A 17,585-nucleotide genomic window follows, 5' to 3' on the forward strand; every position below is an offset into this window, starting at 1 on the left:
TGGTTACCGATAGCGGTGGCCCAGTATCGGCAGGCCCTTGGGCCAGGAGCATCGTCCGCTCGGACTAACGCATTTTTACCCCGCCACGGCAGGGCTGCCCGGTAGCGGCAAGGGCCCCGGCTGCCCCAGCGCGACCACGCTGTTGAGCATGATCCGCACCAGCTCGGTCTGGCGCCGCACCCCGGTCTTGGAAAAGATCGAACGCAGGTGGGCACGCGCCGTGTTGCGGCGAATATTGAGCCGCTCGGAGGCCTCTTCCAGCGACAAACCGTTGGCCAGCTCAAGGGCCAGGCCGGTTTCCGCAGGCGTGAGGTTGTACAGCTGCGAGGTCACCACGTTGCTTACCAGCGATTTGCCCACGGCGTCGCGCACATACACCACCACCGTCGGTTTGCCCTTGCCCTCCACCAGTTCCTGGGACGGAATCAGTTCGACCACCACGCCCAGGTTGACCTGCCCGGACGGCCGCGACACCGACATCGCCTCGGCGCCCTGCTCTTCCACGCCCTGGCGGCTGCGCGTGAACGCACTGCGCACCAGGCGCGTCAGCTCGCGGTTGTCGCTGGGGTAGGTCGCCTCAAGCCGGCCGCCCACCAGTTTCAAACCATCGTTGCTGTCGAGTATTTCCCGGGCCACCGGGTTGAGCTGCAGCACGCTGCCGTTTTCATCCAGCACGATGGTCGCCACCGCCAGGCGGTTGATGGTCTGCGAGTACAGGCTGCCCAGCGAGGCACTGCGGTCGAGCAGCGTGTGCATGTGCAGCGCCCGGCGCAGGTGCGGAATGAGCATGGCGCACAGCGCCCGCTCGATCTCGCCGAAGCGCGGCTGCTCACGCGGGCGGTTGATGCGCAGGCGCAAGGTACCGCCATCGGGCATGCTGATGTCGACCCCGAGCATGTGATAGCAACCGTAGGGCTGGCAGTACAGCAAGTAGAACGCAGAACTCAACCACTCGGCATCGCTGATCAGTTCATCGATGGTGAACACCTTGTCGAGCGGCAGACGGTCGAACAGCGTGGACTTGTCGTGGTAGGCATAGTGATTGACCCCACCCTCCCCGGCTCGACATCGCCCGCCACCATCATCGGCGACAGGAACGGCTCGTCCAGCACCCGCAGAATCAAGGTCACGTAGCTTGCCCCGAACAACCCGCGCAGCTGTTGCAGTGCCTCGTTCAGCCGCCGGGTGTCCAGCGCCGCGTCGTACATGTTGCCGAGCAGGCGCTCGTAATCGGCCAACTCGATTCCCAGGTGTGCCAGCACCTGGGCATTGGACAGCGTGGTATGCATTCACAGCCCCAAAGCGGGCCAATGGGGCCGGCCCGCGTTTATTGTCGTTGTAATGGGTCAGCCGGCGCGTGCGGCCAAGGCGGCGGACAGTGCATCTTTGCCTTGGGCCACCAGCGGCCTGTCGCGGTTGAACCAGGCTGCCAGCGCAGGCAGCAGGAAGATCGCCCCGAACACGTTCACCAGGAACATGAAAGCAAGCAATATGCCCATGTCCGCCTGCAACTTGAGCGGGGCGAACGCCCAGGTGCCCACGCCGATCGACATGGTCAGCGCGGTGAACACTGCCGCCGTGCCGCGCTGACACATGGCGCGGTAGAAGGCGTTGCGCAGGTCCTGGCCGTCGGCCATTTCATGCTGGATACGCTCGTACAGGTAGATGCCGTAATCCACCCCCACCCCAACCCCCAGCGCCATCACTGGCAGAGTCGCTACCTTCAGGCCAATGCCCAGCAGCGCCATCAGCGCGTTACAAAGCACCGCGACGATACCCAGCGGCACCAAAATACACAGCACCGCACGCAGCGAACGGAAAGTCAGTAGGCAGAACAGCGCCACCGAACAGAACAGCGCCGCGAGCATCCACACCTCGGCATGCTTGACCGCCTCGTTGGAAGCCGCCATCACCCCCACGTTGCCCCCGCCAGGTGAAACGACACCTGCGGTGCCTGCAGGGTGGCGATCACCCGTTGCGCTTCCTTGACCACATGGGCCACGGTCGCGCCCTCATGGTCGTTCAAGAACACCAGCACCTGCATGCGCTTGCAGCCATCGGTCACCAGCCCCGCGTCCGGCGAATAGGCCATCGAGCCTTGCTGCAGTCCTCGCGAGGAACCCGGAATGGCGGCCCAGCGCGGGTTGCCTTCGTTGTTGCCGGCGATCATCTCCTTGCCCATACCGGCCACGCTCTGCACCGACTGCACCCCGGCGACATTGCGCATCTGGAAGTCGAACGCTTCTACTGCGCGCATCACCGCCGGGTTCAGGCAGGCTTCATCGATGCCGTGGGTCTGCACGAACACCGAAAGCACATCCAGGCCTATCGAATAGCTGCCGACAATACGCTGGTTGTCCTGGTTGTAGCGCGAGTCCGCACGCAGCTCCGGCGCTCCCGGGCCGATGTCGCCCACCGCCAGTTCCCGCGCCTTGACCACCCCAAACCCCAGTAAAACAAGGCTGGCCGCGAATACCAGCAGCGCCGGGCGCGGTTCGGCCACCACCGAAAGACGCCACCACAGGCGATGACGCGGGGCGTTTTGTGGCTGTGGCTCCGGCTTGCGGTGGCCAAGCTTCAGGTACGACAACACCAGCGGCAGCAGCATCTTGTTGGTGACGATCATCAGCATCACCCCAAGGCATGCAGTCACCCCAAGCTCGTGCACGATCGGGATGTCGATCAGCATGATCACGGCAAAGCCCAAGGCATTCATCAGCAACGCCAGAGACCCGGGGATGAAGATCTTGCAGAACGCCGAGTGCGCGGCCTGGCGTGCCGAGGCGCCGGCCTGCACGTCCTGCTTCCAGGCATTGGTCATCTGTACGGCATGGGACACCCCGATGGAGAAAATAAGGAACGGCACCAGCACCGACATCGGGTCGATCCCCAACCCCAGCAACGGCAACAGCCCCAGCAACCAGACCACCGGCAACAGCGCCACCAGCAGGGCCACCAACGTCATGCGCAGCGACCGCGAATAGCCCCACAGCAGCAAGGCGGTGATGACAAAGGCCACCACGAAGAACATCAACACAGTGTTCAGCCCTTCCACCACATAGCCCACCAGCTTGGCGAAACCGACGACGTTGATTTCGATGTCCGCGCTGTTGTAGCGGGTGCGGATGTCTTCCAGGCGCTTGGCAACCTCGACGTACGACACCGGCTGCCCAGTGCGCGGGTCGCTGTCCTGCAGGTCGGCGCGCACCAGCGCCGAGCGCTGGTCGTTGGCCAGCAGACGCCCGACCTGGCCGGCCCTTGCCGCGTTGCTGCGCACCTTCTGCAGGTCCTCGGGCGTGCCGGCGTACTGGGGCGGTCCACCAGGTCACCGACGAAACCGTCCTCGGTGACTTCCACATAGCGCACGTTGGGAGTAAACAGCGAGGTGACACTGGGGCGACTGACGCCGTTGATGAAAAACACATCGTCGGTGACCTGCTGCAACACCTTGAGGAACTCAGGGTTGTAGATGTCGCCCTCGCCTTTCCAGCGCACATTCACCAGCAAGCGGTTGGCCCCGGTGAACACCCGGCTGAAATCCAGGAAGTTGAGCATGTACTCGTGGCGCACCGGAATCTGCTTGTTGAACCCAGGGTCCAGGCGCACTTGCGTGGCGCTGTAGCCCAGCGCCAGGGTCACCAGCAGAAACACCGCCAGCCACGCTTGGCGACCCTTGAACAGCCCATCTGCGCAAGCCTGCACGCTGCGCTCGGTCCAGCTTCTGCTCATGGCTGGCGCTCCTGGCCGTTGCCAGCTACCCGCTGCTCGGCGCCCTGGAACACACCCCGCTCGCCTGCGACCACCAGATGGCGCGGGTTGAGCCCCACCGCCGAGGTCAAGGTACCGAGGCCCTTGCGCTGCTCGATGTCCACCAGGTTGCCCTGGGCGTCCAGGCGGATCAGCCGGCTGCCGGCGCCCACCAGCACCAGGCCTGCACCTTCCGGCAGGCGTGCATGGCCATAGATCGGCTGGTTGCTGCCCACGTCGATGCGCTGCCAGGTTTCGCCAAAGTCGCCACTGCTGAACACATTGCCGCGCATGCCATAGGCCAGCCAGCGGGTTGGCGAAAGCCGCACGACGCCGAACAGAGAGCCGTTGTAGAACGACGGCAATTGTTGCCAGTGCTGCCCAGCATCGCTGGAGCGCAGTACCAGGCCCTGCTCGCCCACCAGCATCTGGCGCCCGTCGCTACCGCCGTCCAGGCCGTTGAAGTGCGCGCCGTCGCCGGGCATTTCCCGTGCGCTCCAGTGCTCACCGGCATCGTTCGACACCAGGAACTTGCCGTAGCTGCCGTAGGCCACCACCTGCTGGCCATCGGCGCTCCAGACCCCAAGCAACGGCTCGCCCAGGGTGGCGTCGTGGTGCATTTCCTGCCAGCGCTGGCCGCCGTCGGTGGAACGCAGGATCCAGCCATCGTGCCCGACCGCAACCAGCACCTGCGGGCTCAACGCGATGACACCGGTCAAGGTGGCCTCACGCCCCGCGCCCACCTGGCTGGCATGCCAGGTGCGCCCGCTGTCCTGGCTGCTGAGCAACGTCCCCGCTCGCCCACGGCGATCAGCCGGTCATCGGTGCTGAGCAGTGCATTGACCTGGACACGGTCGGCCAGGATCTGGGTCACGGCCAGCGGCGCGGGTTGGCGCGGGGCGAAGGCGAAGGCAACGGCCGCGATGACAAGGGCACTCATGGCGAATCCGGTCAGCTGGCGCATGGCGGACTCCACGGCAACAACGGCAGGCACGGGGCAGGCTTCATCGGATCATCCTCTTGGTGTTGTGCAAGGGATGATCCGGCGGCCCTGACCCGGGCTACATCGTCCAAATGGCTTAGCTGGTCCAGGTACAACTCGGTGCCCACAGGGCTTGACGAGGTCCGTGGGAGCTGGCGTTAGCCTGCGATCGAGTGCGAAGCGCTCGCAGCTGTCACATTGGGGCCGCTACGCGGCCCTTCGCAGGCTGACGCCAGCTCCCACAGGGATTACGCCGGCTTTTAGATTTTGAGCAAGACAGTTGCTCCAGCAGGGCTGCGGCAGCAGGCGTATCAAGGCAGCTCGAACAACCCCGCCGCGCCCATCCCGCCACCAATGCACATCGCCACCACCACATAACGCACACCACGCCGACGCCCTTCGAGCAGCGCATGCCCAACCATCCGCGCCCCCGACATGCCGAACGGGTGGCCAATGGAGATAGCCCCGCCATTGACGTTCAACCGTTCAGCCGGAATCTCCAGGGCGTCACGGCAATGCAGCACCTGGCAGGCGAACGCCTCGTTGATCTCCCAAAGGCCGATATCCGCCACCGTCAGGCCGAACCGCTTGAGCAGCTTGGGCACCGCCAGCACCGGCCCTATGCCCATCTCCTGCGGTGCACAGCCGGCCACGGCAATCCCCCGGTAGATCCCCAGTGGCGTCAACCCACGCCGGTTCGCTTCGGCACGGCTCATCAACAGGCTGGCCGAAGCACCGTCGGAAAATTGTGAGGCATTACCCGCAGTGACGAACTCGCCCTGGGCGATCCATTTACCGTCCTTCCACACCGGCTTGAGCGCAGCCAAATCCTCGAGCTTGGTACCAGGCCTGTTGCACTCGTCGCGCTCCACCCGCGCCCGCTCATGGCCAGAGGGCTGGCCATCCTTGTCGAACAGCAGCTTGCTGACTTCCAGCGCCACGATTTCCTGGTCGAACAGCCCATTGCGCTGGGCGGCCGCTGTGCGCAGCTGGCTCTGCAGCGAGTACTCGTCCTGGGCGGCCCGGCTGATGCCGTAGCGCCGCGAGACGATTTCGGCGGTTTCCAGCATCGGGATGTAAGCATCCGGCATCACCTCCAGCACCGCCTGGGACTGTGCGCGGTAGGTGTTCTTGTGCTTGGTCTGGGTCAGCGACAGCGACTCCACCCCACCACCAATGGCAATGTTCAATTCACCGCTGACGATGCCCTTGGCCGCCAAGCCGATGCTCATCAGGCCCGAGGCGCACATGCGGTCCACCGCCATGCCCGGCACGCTGTGGGGCAAGCCCCGGTGTAGGCGCACAGACGGCCGATGTTGTAGGCCTGGGTGCCCTGCTGCACGGCGGCGCCCATGATCACATCGTCGATGGCCTCGGCCTCGACCCCGGCACGCTCGAGCACCGCACGCACCGCGTGCCCGCCCAGCACGGGCGCCTCGGTGTCGTTGAACGACCCACGGAACGATTTGGCCAACGCGGTACGCGCGGTGGCAACGATGACGGCTTCATTCAGGTCCATGACAGGCTCACTCGCTAACAGGGTTGAAGGTGTAACGGCTGATGGTGTCCACCACGCAGCCTGGGCGTGCTTCGCCCTCGATTTCGACGGTGACCCGCACCACCAACTGCACGCTGTCGCCCAGCCGCTCGGCACGCAGGATCTGCCCGCGGCCACGCACACGGGCGCCAACCCGCACTGGCGCCGGGAAGCGCACCCGGTCGCAGCCGTAGTTCACCCCCATCGCCATGTTGTCGATGGTCAGCAGTTGCGGCAGGAACAGGTTGACCAGCGACTGCGTCAGGTAACCGTGGGCGATGCACGCGCCAAACGGCCCGCTGGCGGCGCGCTCAGGGTCGACGTGAATCCATTGGTGGTCGCCGGTGGCCTCGGCGAACAGGTCGATGCGCTGCTGGCTGATGGTCAGCCACTCGCTGCAGCCCAGTTCCGTGCCTTCGGCTGCCAGCAACGCCTCGGCACTGTTGAAGGTATGGCTCATGGCAATCTCCTCAGGCCTGCTGCGAACTGACCGACAGCACTTCGCCGACCATGTAGGAGGCGTAGTCGCTGGCCAGGAACATCATCACGTTGGCGACTTCCCACACTTCGGCCGCACGGCCAAACGCTTCGCGGCTGGCCAGGCTTTGCAGCAAGGCTTCGCTGGAGGCCTTCTTCAAGAAGTCGTGCAAGGCGATGGAGGGCGATACCGCGTTGATCCGCACACCGTGTTCGGCGGCCTCCAGCGCGCTGCAACGGGTCAGCGCCATCACCCCGGCCTTGGCCGCGGCGTAGTGCGCCTGCTCCTTCTGCGCACGCCAACCCAGCACCGACGCATTGTTGACGATGGCGCCAGCACCACGGCGCTGCATGTGCGGCAGCATGGCGCGGGTCATGCGGAAGGTGCCGGTCAGGGTCACGTCCAGCACCCGCGACCATTCCTGGTCGGTCATCTCGACCACCGCCTTCTGGCCGCCGAGGCCTGCGTTGTTGATCAGCACATCAACACCACCCAGCAGGCTTTCGGCGCGGTCGACCAGGGCTTGGACATCGGCCTCCACAGTCACATCGCACAACTGGCCATGAATGGCCTGCAGGCCGGTTTCGGCCTTCAGCCGCTCCACGGCCTCTTCCAGCCGACGCGGGTGCACATCGGAAATCATCAAGGCACGGCAACCTTCCTCGGCACTGCGCCGGGCCGCCGAGTAGCCGATACCGGCGCCAGCGGCGGCGGTGATCAGCACCGATTTGCCGGCCAGCAACTGGTGGCCGGGGACATAAGCAGGGGCTTGCTTCACGTGGGGTTCTCCTGAGGTCTGTGGTGAGGTCGGGCGGCGCTTTAGCTGCCCCAGACCTTCTGCGCGGCGGGCGCCTGCGCCAGAATCTGTGCGATGGCCGGGCCGATTTCCTCCACCTGCCAGCGCCGCCCGTGGTCCTGGGTGATGCCGGTGCGCCAACCATCGGCCAGCGAAATGCGCCCGCCCTGGCTTTCGAACACCTGCCCGGTCACCTGCGCGGAGGCTTCACTGCCCAGCCAGACCACCAGTGGCGCGACGTTCTCGGGTGCCCAGGCATCGAAACTGCCATCCTCCGGCGCCTTGACCACATCGGGCATGGCGCTTTCGGTCATGGCGGTGCGCGCAGCCGGTGCCAGTGCGTTGGCGGTGACGCCGTAACGGGCCAGTTCCGCCGCCTGCACCAGGGTCAGCGCAGCAATCCCGCCCTTGGCCGCTGAATAGTTGGACTGGCCAATCGACCCCTGCAACCCGGCCCCGGAGCTGGTATTGATGATGCGCCCGGCCACCGGCGTGCCGGCCTTGGCCAGGTCGCGCCAGCGTCGGCCAAGGATATTCGCCAGGCAGTAATGGCCCTTCAAATGCACCCGCATCACCAGGTCCCAGTCCTCTTCCGAGAGGCTGATGAACATGCGGTCGCGCAACACCCCGGCGTTGTTCACCAGCACATGCACCTCACCGAAGGCCTCCAGCGCGGCATCGACGATGCGCTGGGCGCTCTCCAGGGTGGTGATGTCATCGCTGTTGCCGATGGCCTGGCCACCCGCTGCGCGGATCTCGCCCGCCACGTCTTGCGCCGCGTCGGCGCGAATGTCGTTGACCACCACCTGCGCGCCCTGCTCGGCGAACGCCAGCGCATAGGCGCGGCCCAGCCCGCCGCCAGCACCGGTGATGATCACCGTGCGGCCTTCACATATCGCCATGTCTGACTCCTTTGACTGCTTGCTTGTAAGGTGCGCGCTACAGGCGCTCGATGATCGTCACGTTGGCCTGGCCGCCGCCTTCGCACATGGTCTGCAGGCCATAGCGGCCACCGCTGCACTCCAGTTCGTTGAGCAGCGTGGTGGTCAGCCGCGCACCCGTCGCGCCCAGCGGGTGGCCGAGGGCGATGGCGCCGCCGTTGACGTTGGTGCGTGCCGGGTCGTAGTCCAGCTCCTTGCTCCAGGCCATCACAACCGAGGCGAAGGCTTCGTTGATTTCCACCCGGTCGATGTCGGCCATGCGCAGCCCCGTGCGCTGCAGGGCGCGGCGCGTGGCGGCGATGGGCGCGGTGAGGTGCCAGATCGGGTCGTCGCCCAGCACCGTCAGGTGGTGGATTCGCGCCCGGGGCGTCAGGTCGTAGCGCTTGAGCGCAGCTTGCGACACCACCAGCAACGCCGCCGAGGCATCGCAGGTCTGGCTCGACACCGCCGCAGTGATCGATGGAAACTGCGGGTCCACCGGCTGCAACTCGGCCATCTTCGCCAAGGTTGTCTGGCGCGGCGTTTCATCGTGGGTCAGCCCCAGATAGCCGACGATCTCGCGGGCAAAACGCCCACTTTCCATCGCCGCCAGCGCCCGCCGGTGGCTTTCCAGGGCAAACGCCTCCATGTCCTCGCGGCTGATCTGCCAATGGTCGGCAATGCGTTGGGCTGCGTAGAACTGATTCACCGGCTGGCCGCCGAAGCGCTTGTGCCAGCCTTCGCTGCCCGAGAACGGGTCGGCAAAGCCCAGCGGCTGCCCGGCCAGCATCGCCGAGGAAATCGGGATACGGGTCATGGTCTGCACCCCGCCCACCGCAACCACATCCTGGGTGCCACTCATCACAGCCTGTGCGGCGAAATGCAGGGCCTGTTGCGACGAGCCGCACTGGCGGTCCACGGTGGTGCCGGGCACCGACAGCGGCAGCCCGGCGGCCAGCCAGCTGGTGCGGGCGATATCGCCGGCCTGCGCACCAATGGTGTCGACGCAGCCGAAAATCACGTCGTCATAGTCCTCGGCCGGGATGGCATTTCGCGCCACCAGCGCCTTGAGCACGTACGCCCCAAGGTCGATGGCATGCACCTCGGCCAGCGCGCCCTTGCGCTTGCCGGTAGGGCTGCGCAGCGCGTCAACGATATAGGCTTCTGGCATGGCTTACTCCTCGAAGGTATGCCCGGGCCCAGCCGGGCGCCGTCGGCGAACAAGTAGGCGCCGACGCGGGACTTGTGGAAACCGCGGTCGCCCCACGACGCATCCAGCGCCCAGGCCCGCTTCATGAACATCTGCAGGTCGACCTCCCAGGTGTACCCCATGGCGCCATGCACCTGGATACCTTTGCGGGCTGCCAGCCAGCTCGCCTCACAGCAGGCCAGACGGGCTTGCGACACCCATACCGAAGCGTCTGGCTCGTCATGGGGGCCAGGCCATGGGCGGCGCGGTACAGCACAGGTTTTGCCTGTTCGATCTGGCGCGCCACATCGGCCAGGTGGTGCTTGACCGCCTGGAAGCTGCCGATCGGCTTGCCGAACTGCTTGCGCTGAGCCACGTAGTCCACCGACAGGTCGAGCATGCGCTGGGCCAGGCCCAGCAGCTGCCCGGCCACCGACAGCGCGCCTCGGTCAAGCAGTTGCGCCTGCAGGCGGCGGCCTTGTTCGCCACTGGCCAACAGCGTTTGCGGGGTGGGGTTCCAGCTCACCTGGCCGAGCCGCCGCGAGGCATCGATGCTTGGGTTGGCCACCACATCTGCCGCTGCGCGCGGTACCAGGTGCAGGTCATCGCCATCGGGCAAAATCAGCACCTCGGCCAGTTGTGCATCACTCACCAGCGGGTTGATCGGGTGGCTGATCGCCAGGCGCACGCTGCCTTCTGCGATGCGCGGCAACAGCGCGGCGCGGGCCGGGTGCGCCGGGTCGAGGCCGGTCAGCAGGCCGGCGGCCACATAGGCCGTGTCGGCCAGCGAGTCTGGAATGGCGTAGTAGCCTAGCTCTTGGGTCATCAAGGCCCACGCCACATCGTCCATGCCCAGGCCGCCCTCGGCCTCGGGCACCGACAGCGCGGTCAGGCCCTGGGCGGCGATGCGGTTACGCAGGTCGGGCGAGCGCCCGGCGTCGGTTTCCCAGATTTCCCGGAGCATTTCCGGGGCCGCCTCGGTCATCAGGAAACGGCTGATGGCTTCGCGAAACGCCAGCTGGTCATCGGTAAAAGTGAAGTCCATGGCCTGTTCCTTACTTGGGCAGGCCGAGCATGCGCTCGGCGATGATGTTGCGCTGGATCTCGTTGGTGCCGGCATAGATCGGCCCAGACTGGGCGAACAGGAAGCCTTCCAGCCAGCCCGTCGCATCCCCGGCCGCCGGCGCGCAGGCCAGCAGCTCGCCACGGGCGCCGAGCAGGCGCATGGCGGTTTCGTGCATCTTCAGGTCAAGCTCGGACCAGATGATCTTGTTGATGCTCGACTCGGCGCCAATCTGCTCGCCCCGGCCAAGCCGCCCGACCGTGTGATAGGCCGACAAGGCATAGGCTTCGGCGCCCATCCAGCAGTCGAGCACCGCGTCCTTCAGGCCCGGGTCGCGCGCGGCGCTTTCGGGGTTGGCCTTGAACAATTCCACCAGCTTGCGTGCGGTGTGCTGGAAGCGTGCCGGCGAGCGCAGCAACAGGCCGCGCTCGAAACCAGCGGTGGCCATCGCCACATGCCAGCCCTGCCCTTCGGCACCGATGCGGTTGGCCACCGGCACGCGCACGTCGTCGAAGAACACCTCGGCGAACGCGTCCTTGCCGTTGAGCGCCTTGATCGGGCGAATGCTCACCCCCGGCGCGTCCAGCGGCACCATCAGGAAGGACAAGCCGTGGTGGCGGCTGGAACCCGGTTCGCTGCGGAACAGGCCGAACAGCCAATCGGCGAAAATCGCCCGGGTCGACCAGGTTTTCTGGCCGTTGAGCACATAGTGGTCGCCATCGAGCGACGCCTTGCTGGTGATCGCCGCCATGTCGGAGCCGGCATTGGGTTCGGACCAACCCTGGGCCCACATGTCGAGGCTCGCCGCCATGCGTGGCAAGAACCTGCGTTTCTGCTCGGCCGTGCCGAACTCCATCAGGGTTGGCCCGAGCAGCAGCTGGCCATTCTGGTTGACCCGCATCGGGGCACCGGCGCCGTAGTATTCCTCTTCGAAGATCAGCCACTCGGTCAGGTCGCAACCACGCCCACCCAGGTCGGCGGGCCACATCACCATCGACCAGCGGCTCTCGAACAGCTTGGCCTCCCAGGCCGGTGCTGTTCGAAACCCTCACGGGTGTCGTAGCTGGCCAGCGGCTCGCGGGCATGTTGTGCGCAAGCCAGGCGCGCACTTCGGCGCGAAATGCCTGCTGTTTGGGGGTATAGGTCAGTTGCATGGCGTTCCCTCAGAACTTCGCGTCGCGTTTTTCGACGAAGGCCCGGCGGGTTTCTGCCGAGTCGGGGCTGGTGTAGGCCTGCAGGGTAAAACCCTGCTCCCAGCGGTATTTGTCTTCCAGGTTGCCGTCCTCTATGCCGTTCAGGGCCTCTTTGGCCAGGCGAATCATCGCCGGGCTCTTGGCGGCGATACGCGCGGCAATCTCAAGCGCGGTTTCACGCAATTGCGCTTTGGGCACCACCTGCTCGATGAAGCCGTAAGCCTGGGCCTCCTTTGCGCCGATGGCGGCGCCGGTGAAGAACAGGTAACGGACCTTCTGCACCGGGAACAGGCGTTGCAGGTGCGCACCGCCGCCCATGGCGCCACGGTCGACTTCCGGCAAGGCGAAGGTCGCGCAGTCGGCGGCGACGACGATGTCAGCCGCGCCGGTGATACCGATGCCGCCGCCCAGCACGAAGCCATGCACGGCGACGATCACCGGCACCGGGTTGCGGTGCACGGCCTTGAAGGTTTCGTAGTTGCCGGCGTTGACCTCGACGATGCGCTCGGGGTGGGCATCCAGTTCCTTGATATCGACCCCGGCGCAGAAGCCTCGGCCTTCGGCACGGATCACGATCACCCGCACTTCAGGGTTGGCGCCCAGGGCATTGATGTGCGCCGCCAGGGCGCGCCATTGCTGGCTGTCGAGGGCATTGACCGGTGGCTTGTCGATCACAAGCTCCGCGACCCTCTGGTCGATCTGTGTGGTAAAGGCCGAAGTCATGAACGTGCTCCACTGAGGACGGGTTGGTCGTTGGGGGTTGCCTGCACAGGCTCCGGGCAACGGGCAAGCAAGTCATCCAGGCACTGCGCGGCTTCGGCGGCGATGCCTTCGATCACTTCGCGGCAGGTCAGCAAATCGCCAATGGCCGCCGCCACCTGGCCGCTGGGCAGGATGCCGTCGTCCGGCAGGCCGTCGACCATCGAACGTTGCAGCAGCACCGGCTGGTTGGCGGCCATGACCACCTGGGACAAGGCCGACGGGTCTTCACGCAGCGAACGCACGAACACCTTGCCCATGTGCGCCAGGCTCATGCCGGTCTGTTGTTTCCACTGCCAGGCACTGCCCAGGGCAATGCGCAGGCGGCCGAACGGCCCGGCCTGCTCCAGGCGGTTGATGAAGCGGTTTTCGATCATGCGGTGGCGCATGCCGTCCACCGCCGTGGTCACCCGCACCTGTTGCGGGTCGTTGACCTTCAGGTAACGCGCCAAGGTGGCCGAGGGCGTGGGGGATTCGCGGGTCATCAGGAACCGCGTGCCCATGGCGATACCGCTGCCACCGGCGGCCAGCACCGAGGCAAGGCCGCGCCCGGTGGAATGCCCGCCCGCCGCGATCACCGGCACCCGCACGGCGGCCAGCACCTGTGGCAACAGAATCGTGCCGGGCACGCCACCGGTATGGCCACCGCCCTCGCCCGCTTGCAGAGTGATCAGGTCGGCGCCCAGTTCCTGGGCCTTGAGCGCATGCTTGACGGCGCCGACGGTGGGTATGCAAAGCACCCCGGCCGCCTTGAAGCGGGCGATGGTTTGCGCATCCGGCCCGCGCCCGTAGCTGACAGCGCGCAGGCGATAACGAATGGCCAGGTCGACGCATTGGTCCGCGTTGTCCTGGAACATGTGAAAGTTCAGGCCAAAGTTGCTGCCGCCGGTGGCCTCGATCACCTTGCGGATCTCGCCTTCCAGCGCATCGGCGGCAATGGTTGCCCCGGCCAGGAAGCCAAAGCCCCCGGCCTGGGTGGTGGCGATCACCAGGTTGGCGTCGGACACCCAGCCCATGGCGGTCTGCACGATGGGGTAGCGACAGCCCAGCGCCTGGGTCAGTGGCGTGTTCATCCAGCGGTTCATCAACGGCCCCTTCAGGCTGCGCCGCCTGCTTGTTGGCCTGGGCCATGCCCTTGGCGTCGAAGCCGCCGAGCTTGTCGCCGGACAGCAGTTCGTTGTGGGCATGGGCGAAGTGGTGCCAGGCGAATGCCGCATCCATGGCCGCACGCTTGCCTTGCAGGTCTTCGACGTGGTTGATCGCCTGCTTGGTCAGGGCCAGGCCCATGCGCGGCTGGCGTGCGATACCTGCGGCCAGCGCGTAGGTAGCGGCCTCCAGCTCATCGCGCGGCACCACGCGGTTGACCATGCCCATCTGGTAGGCGCGCTCGGCGCTCATGCGGTCGCCACAGAACAAAAATTCCTTGGCGATGCGCGGGTTCAGCTCATACGGGTGGGCAAAGTACTCGACGCCAGGAATGCCCATGCGCACCACCGGGTCCTGGAAGAACGCGTCGTCGCTGGCGACGATCAAGTCGCATACCCAGGCCAGCATCAAACCGCCCGCCACGCAGGCGCCATGGACCATGGCAATGGTCGGCTTGGGCAGCTCGCGCCAGCGTCGGCACATGCCCAGGTACACTTCCTGCTCGCGGGCATACAGCTGCTCGCCGCCCGGTTTGTTGGTGTGGTCCCACCACAAATGCGCCCGTTCGAACGGCTTGTTGATGTCGCGCCCGGGCGTGCCGATGTCATGGCCTGCGGAAAAATGCCGGCCATTGCCGCGCAGCACGATGACCTTGACGCTGTCGTCGTCCACCGCCTGGCGCAAGGCGGCGTCCAGGGCGTAGGTCATCTGCGAGTTCTGTGCGTTGTTGAAGCCTGGGCGGTTGAGCGTGACCGTTGCAATGCCGTCGGCCACCTCGTACAGCACCGGCTGTTGGGTTTCATAGACTGCGTTGTCTTCGCGGGTAACGAACTGGCTGTCGCTGCTGTGCATGGTCGCCTCCTCAGGCCGGGCGGATGCCGGGCGGGTTGCCCTTGATCGCGGCGGCGCGCAGGCCGTGGGGGTCAAGGCGACGGATCAGCGCCAGCTGTTCGGCCGTTGGGTGGGCGGTTTCGCGCACCTGTGCAGAGCGCAACAACGGGAAGCCGGTCTTGTCCTGAACTTCGTCGAAACTCACGCCTGGGTGCAGCGTGCGCACCTGCACGGCGCGCTCTGGCCCTTCAAAGTCCAGGGTGCAGAGGTCGGTGATGACCTGGCGGATGTCCATCAGGTCACGCCGCGCCCCCTCAGGCCAGCGCTCGGCCTTGAAGCCCACGCCGGACACCATGTCCACTTCGCCACTGACGAACACCCGGGTGTTGTGGTTGGGCACGAAGAACGAGTTGATGTGGTTGATGCTGTTGCCCGGCAGCCCGCGCACGCCCAGGATTGCGGTTTTCGGCTTTTGGTAGTCGCCCACGCAGGACAGGTTGGTCTGGCCCCAGCGGTCGATCTGGGTCGGCCCGATCATCGCGTGGCGACGGCCACCCCAGACGCACTCGAACACCCGCTCGAACGACATGTAACCGCTGTAGCGCGCAACATGCTCGCCGCGCGGGCCCAGTGGCAGCGGCTCTTCGACCAGAAACGCCTCGCTGTCGGTCATCAGCAGTTCCGGGCTATGGGTAAGCTTGGCCAGGCTCGCGCCCAGGCGGGGAATCACGCCCAGGCCCGAGGCGATCACCTCGCCATTGCCGCGCCACGCTTCAGAGGCGGCGACGATCATCAGCTCGGCCAGGGTGAAATCACAGGTAGCAGACATGCTTGGCACTCCTCAGAACACGGGTAAAGGCAAGGCGCCCATGCGCGCGGCACCGCCGTTTTGCGCTTGATAGGCCTGCTCGCCGCCGGCCACGCAGGCCTCGAAATACTGTTGCCAGCCGTTCTCTTCCTGGCTGCTGGCGACGTAGCGCTTGAGGTGTTCCAGGTCCCAGCCGTAGTCCGACGGGCACGAGGTCGGGTGAGCGCCCAGCGGCGCGTGCACAACACCCGTCACCAGGTAACGCTCGAAGGTGTTGAAGCGGGCCTGGTCGGCATCCAGCGACAGGCGCTCTTCCAGCCGTTCGCACGAGACGAAGCACTGCTGGGCGGCACGGGCGAACAGGTGGTCGAAGTACGGGTCCGGGCCGGTCACCAGGCAGTTGCCCAGGCGGTCGGCGACGTTGACGTGCAGGAACGCCACATCCAGGTTCAGCGCCGGCATCGCCAGCAGCACCTCGCCGTCGTCATAAGGTGAACGCACGGTCTTCAGCGAAGGGTTCAATCGCGTCACATCGGTGGCCAGGCCACAGCGGGTCGGCAGGAACGGCAAGCGCATGCCGGCGGCCCGCAGGCCCCACTGGAACATGCCCTCGTCGAGTTCCATCAGCTCCAGCTCGCCGGCCTCACGTGCCTTGCGGTAGTAGGGTTCGAGGGGGATGGCGTCGAGCGTGGCGAAACCGAACACCAGTTTGCGCACCTTGCCGGCGGCGCACAGCATGCCCACCTCCGGGCCGCCATAGGCCACCACGGTCAGGTCCTTGACTGGCGAGCGCAATATCTCGCGGACGATCGCCATCGGCTTGCGCCGCGGGCCCCAGCCACCGAAGCCGATGGTCATGCCGTCGCGCAACTGGGCGACCGCGTCGGCTGCTGTCAGTTGTTTGTTCATGTGCTAGTTGCTCCTTACTGGCGGCCGACGGAGAAGTCGTGGCCCCAAATGCTCACGCGGGTGAACTCGAACGCCGAGTGCTCGGCCCAGTCGACCTGCAACCCGCCAAAGCCGTATTCCAGGTCAAAGCCGGACGGCGTCTTCATGTAGAAACTGGTCATGCGGTCGTTCAGGTGCTGGCCCAGGGTGGCCGACAGCTGCCCGCCATGGGCTTGCAGACGGTCATGGGCGCGGCCGACCTCGGTCATCGAGTCGACCTCCACCATCACGTGCACGCAGCCCGATGGCACCGGGTACTCGGCCAGGGCCAGGCTGTGGTGACGGGCATTGCGGCAGTGCAGGAAGTGAATGCGCACGGGCGGCGCCGCCGGGTCGGGACGGAAGTTGAAGATGTCCGACAGGCCAAAGCCGAGCACGTCCTTGGCGAAGGCCAGCGTCGCGTCGAAGTCCGGTGCGGGCAGCACGGTATGGCCAAGCCCCATGTCCCCGGTGATGAAGCGCGGTACCCCCTGGGGCGACACGAACGGCAGACAGTCGGAGCGGTGCCCCAGCTCAGCTCATGCTGGTTGCCGGACGGGTCGGTCACCGTCACCAGCGCCTGCACGCCACGCTGCTCGATGGCGTCGGCAGTGCCGACCTGCCAGTGCACGCCACGGCTTTCAAGGTGTTCCAACGCCTGGTTGAACGCCTGCTCCGAGGCCAGCTCCCAGCCGCTGGCCAGGTAGCGAGGCGAATCGCCCTCGACGACCAGCATGCGGAACGGGCGCTCGTCCATCTTCACGTACAGGCCGCCGCCGGGTGCTGGCTGTACCTGCATGCCGAGCACATCTTCGGCGTAGCGTTGCCACTGGCTGAGGTTCTCGATCTGCGAGACGAAGTAGCTCAAGCCGCGTATGTCGATCATGCCGGTGTTCCTCCTGGCTCAAATCGTTGCCTGGGGAACATTGTGCAAAGCGCGGTGGCGGGGCTCATCGTCCGTTGAGACTACGCACCTTGTGGGCCGCTGCGGGCGGGTGGCCTAGTCCGTTTCAATGATTCGCCGAAAAGACTCTGCTCCCTATGCTCGTTGTGCCGTCTGTAGAGGGGCCGCGGCGCGGCCCATCGCAGGCTTCGCCAGCTCCCACCGACACCACGCCGCAGTTGTTTTCCTGTGGGAGCTGGCAAAGCCTGCGATGGGCTGCAAAGCAGCCCCGACCTACACGCGGGCTCCCTTTCGCCCAGCACCGA

The 17,585-nt window shown here is 66.0% G+C and carries 10 protein-coding genes and 8 pseudogenes; all 18 read right to left on the reverse strand.

Annotated features, from left to right (window positions below; genetic code table 11):
- Positions 1 to 75: 75 nt before the first annotated feature.
- The 18 genes and pseudogenes from PspTeo4_RS08160 to PspTeo4_RS08240 all read right to left on the reverse strand — a co-directional run bounded on the left by PspTeo4_RS08160 (position 76) and on the right by PspTeo4_RS08240 (position 17,262).
- Positions 76 to 1,289 (reverse strand): annotated as a pseudogene (locus PspTeo4_RS08160) (helix-turn-helix transcriptional regulator).
- Between the two features lie 57 nt (positions 1,290 to 1,346).
- Positions 1,347 to 3,729, reverse strand: a pseudogene (locus tag PspTeo4_RS08165) (efflux RND transporter permease subunit).
- Entirely contained in the window at positions 3,726 to 4,535 is an 810-nt protein-coding gene (locus PspTeo4_RS08170; RefSeq protein WP_322363190.1) for a sialidase family protein, read from the reverse strand. The pseudogene PspTeo4_RS08165 and the gene PspTeo4_RS08170 overlap by 4 nt, the downstream one beginning before the upstream one ends.
- The gene (locus PspTeo4_RS08175) at positions 4,463 to 4,711 is read right to left on the reverse strand and encodes a hypothetical protein (RefSeq protein WP_322363191.1); all 249 of its coding nucleotides are present in this window, start codon (positions 4,709 to 4,711) and stop codon (positions 4,463 to 4,465) included. Before PspTeo4_RS08175 ends, PspTeo4_RS08170 begins: the two co-directional genes overlap by 73 nt.
- Before the next feature lie 329 nt (positions 4,712 to 5,040).
- A pseudogene (locus PspTeo4_RS08180) lies at positions 5,041 to 6,248 on the reverse strand (acetyl-CoA C-acyltransferase).
- Between the two features lie 7 nt (positions 6,249 to 6,255).
- Positions 6,256 to 6,726 (reverse strand): MaoC family dehydratase, encoded by a 471-nt coding sequence (locus PspTeo4_RS08185; protein WP_322363192.1) that lies wholly within the window; start codon positions 6,724 to 6,726, stop codon positions 6,256 to 6,258.
- A 10-nt stretch (positions 6,727 to 6,736) separates the two neighbouring features.
- Positions 6,737 to 7,522, reverse strand: a complete 786-nt coding sequence (locus PspTeo4_RS08190; RefSeq protein ID WP_322363193.1) for an SDR family oxidoreductase — start codon at positions 7,520 to 7,522, stop codon at positions 6,737 to 6,739.
- Positions 7,523 to 7,563: 41 nt separating this feature from the next.
- Complete coding sequence (locus PspTeo4_RS08195; RefSeq protein ID WP_322363194.1) at positions 7,564 to 8,442, reverse strand: SDR family oxidoreductase; 879 nt, start codon at positions 8,440 to 8,442, stop codon at positions 7,564 to 7,566.
- Between the two features lie 37 nt (positions 8,443 to 8,479).
- Positions 8,480 to 9,631: an acetyl-CoA C-acetyltransferase gene (locus tag PspTeo4_RS08200; protein ID WP_322363195.1), complete on the reverse strand. Its 1,152-nt coding sequence runs from the start codon at positions 9,629 to 9,631 to the stop codon at positions 8,480 to 8,482.
- A gap of 143 nt (positions 9,632 to 9,774) precedes the next feature.
- Positions 9,775 to 9,867: pseudogene (locus PspTeo4_RS29815) on the reverse strand (hypothetical protein); the annotation flags it as partial.
- Between the two features lie 86 nt (positions 9,868 to 9,953).
- Positions 9,954 to 10,820, reverse strand: a pseudogene (locus PspTeo4_RS08205) (acyl-CoA dehydrogenase family protein); the annotation flags it as partial.
- A pseudogene (locus tag PspTeo4_RS08210) lies at positions 10,705 to 11,866 on the reverse strand (acyl-CoA dehydrogenase family protein). The pseudogenes PspTeo4_RS08205 and PspTeo4_RS08210, both read right to left, overlap by 116 nt.
- Before the next feature lie 9 nt (positions 11,867 to 11,875).
- Positions 11,876 to 12,628 carry an enoyl-CoA hydratase family protein gene (locus PspTeo4_RS08215; RefSeq protein WP_322363196.1) on the reverse strand — a complete coding sequence of 251 codons (753 nt, stop codon included), beginning with the start codon at positions 12,626 to 12,628 and terminating at the stop codon, positions 11,876 to 11,878.
- Positions 12,625 to 13,749 carry a nitronate monooxygenase gene (locus PspTeo4_RS08220; protein WP_322363197.1) on the reverse strand — a complete coding sequence of 375 codons (1,125 nt, stop codon included), beginning with the start codon at positions 13,747 to 13,749 and terminating at the stop codon, positions 12,625 to 12,627. Before PspTeo4_RS08220 ends, PspTeo4_RS08215 begins: the two co-directional genes overlap by 4 nt.
- A gap of 7 nt (positions 13,750 to 13,756) precedes the next feature.
- Positions 13,757 to 14,662: pseudogene (locus PspTeo4_RS08225) on the reverse strand (enoyl-CoA hydratase); the annotation flags it as partial.
- Between the two features lie 10 nt (positions 14,663 to 14,672).
- A complete protein-coding gene (locus PspTeo4_RS08230; RefSeq protein WP_322363198.1) occupies positions 14,673 to 15,470 on the reverse strand; it encodes a ketoacid CoA transferase in 798 nt (265 codons plus the stop codon).
- Positions 15,471 to 15,482: 12 nt separating this feature from the next.
- Positions 15,483 to 16,358, reverse strand: a complete 876-nt coding sequence (locus PspTeo4_RS08235) for a CoA transferase subunit A (RefSeq protein WP_322363199.1) — start codon at positions 16,356 to 16,358, stop codon at positions 15,483 to 15,485.
- A 14-nt stretch (positions 16,359 to 16,372) separates the two neighbouring features.
- Positions 16,373 to 17,262: pseudogene (locus tag PspTeo4_RS08240) on the reverse strand (VOC family protein).
- Positions 17,263 to 17,585: the final 323 nt, after the last annotated feature.

The sequence above is a fragment of the Pseudomonas sp. Teo4 genome, from assembly GCF_034387475.1.
Classification (GTDB): domain Bacteria; phylum Pseudomonadota; class Gammaproteobacteria; order Pseudomonadales; family Pseudomonadaceae; genus Aquipseudomonas.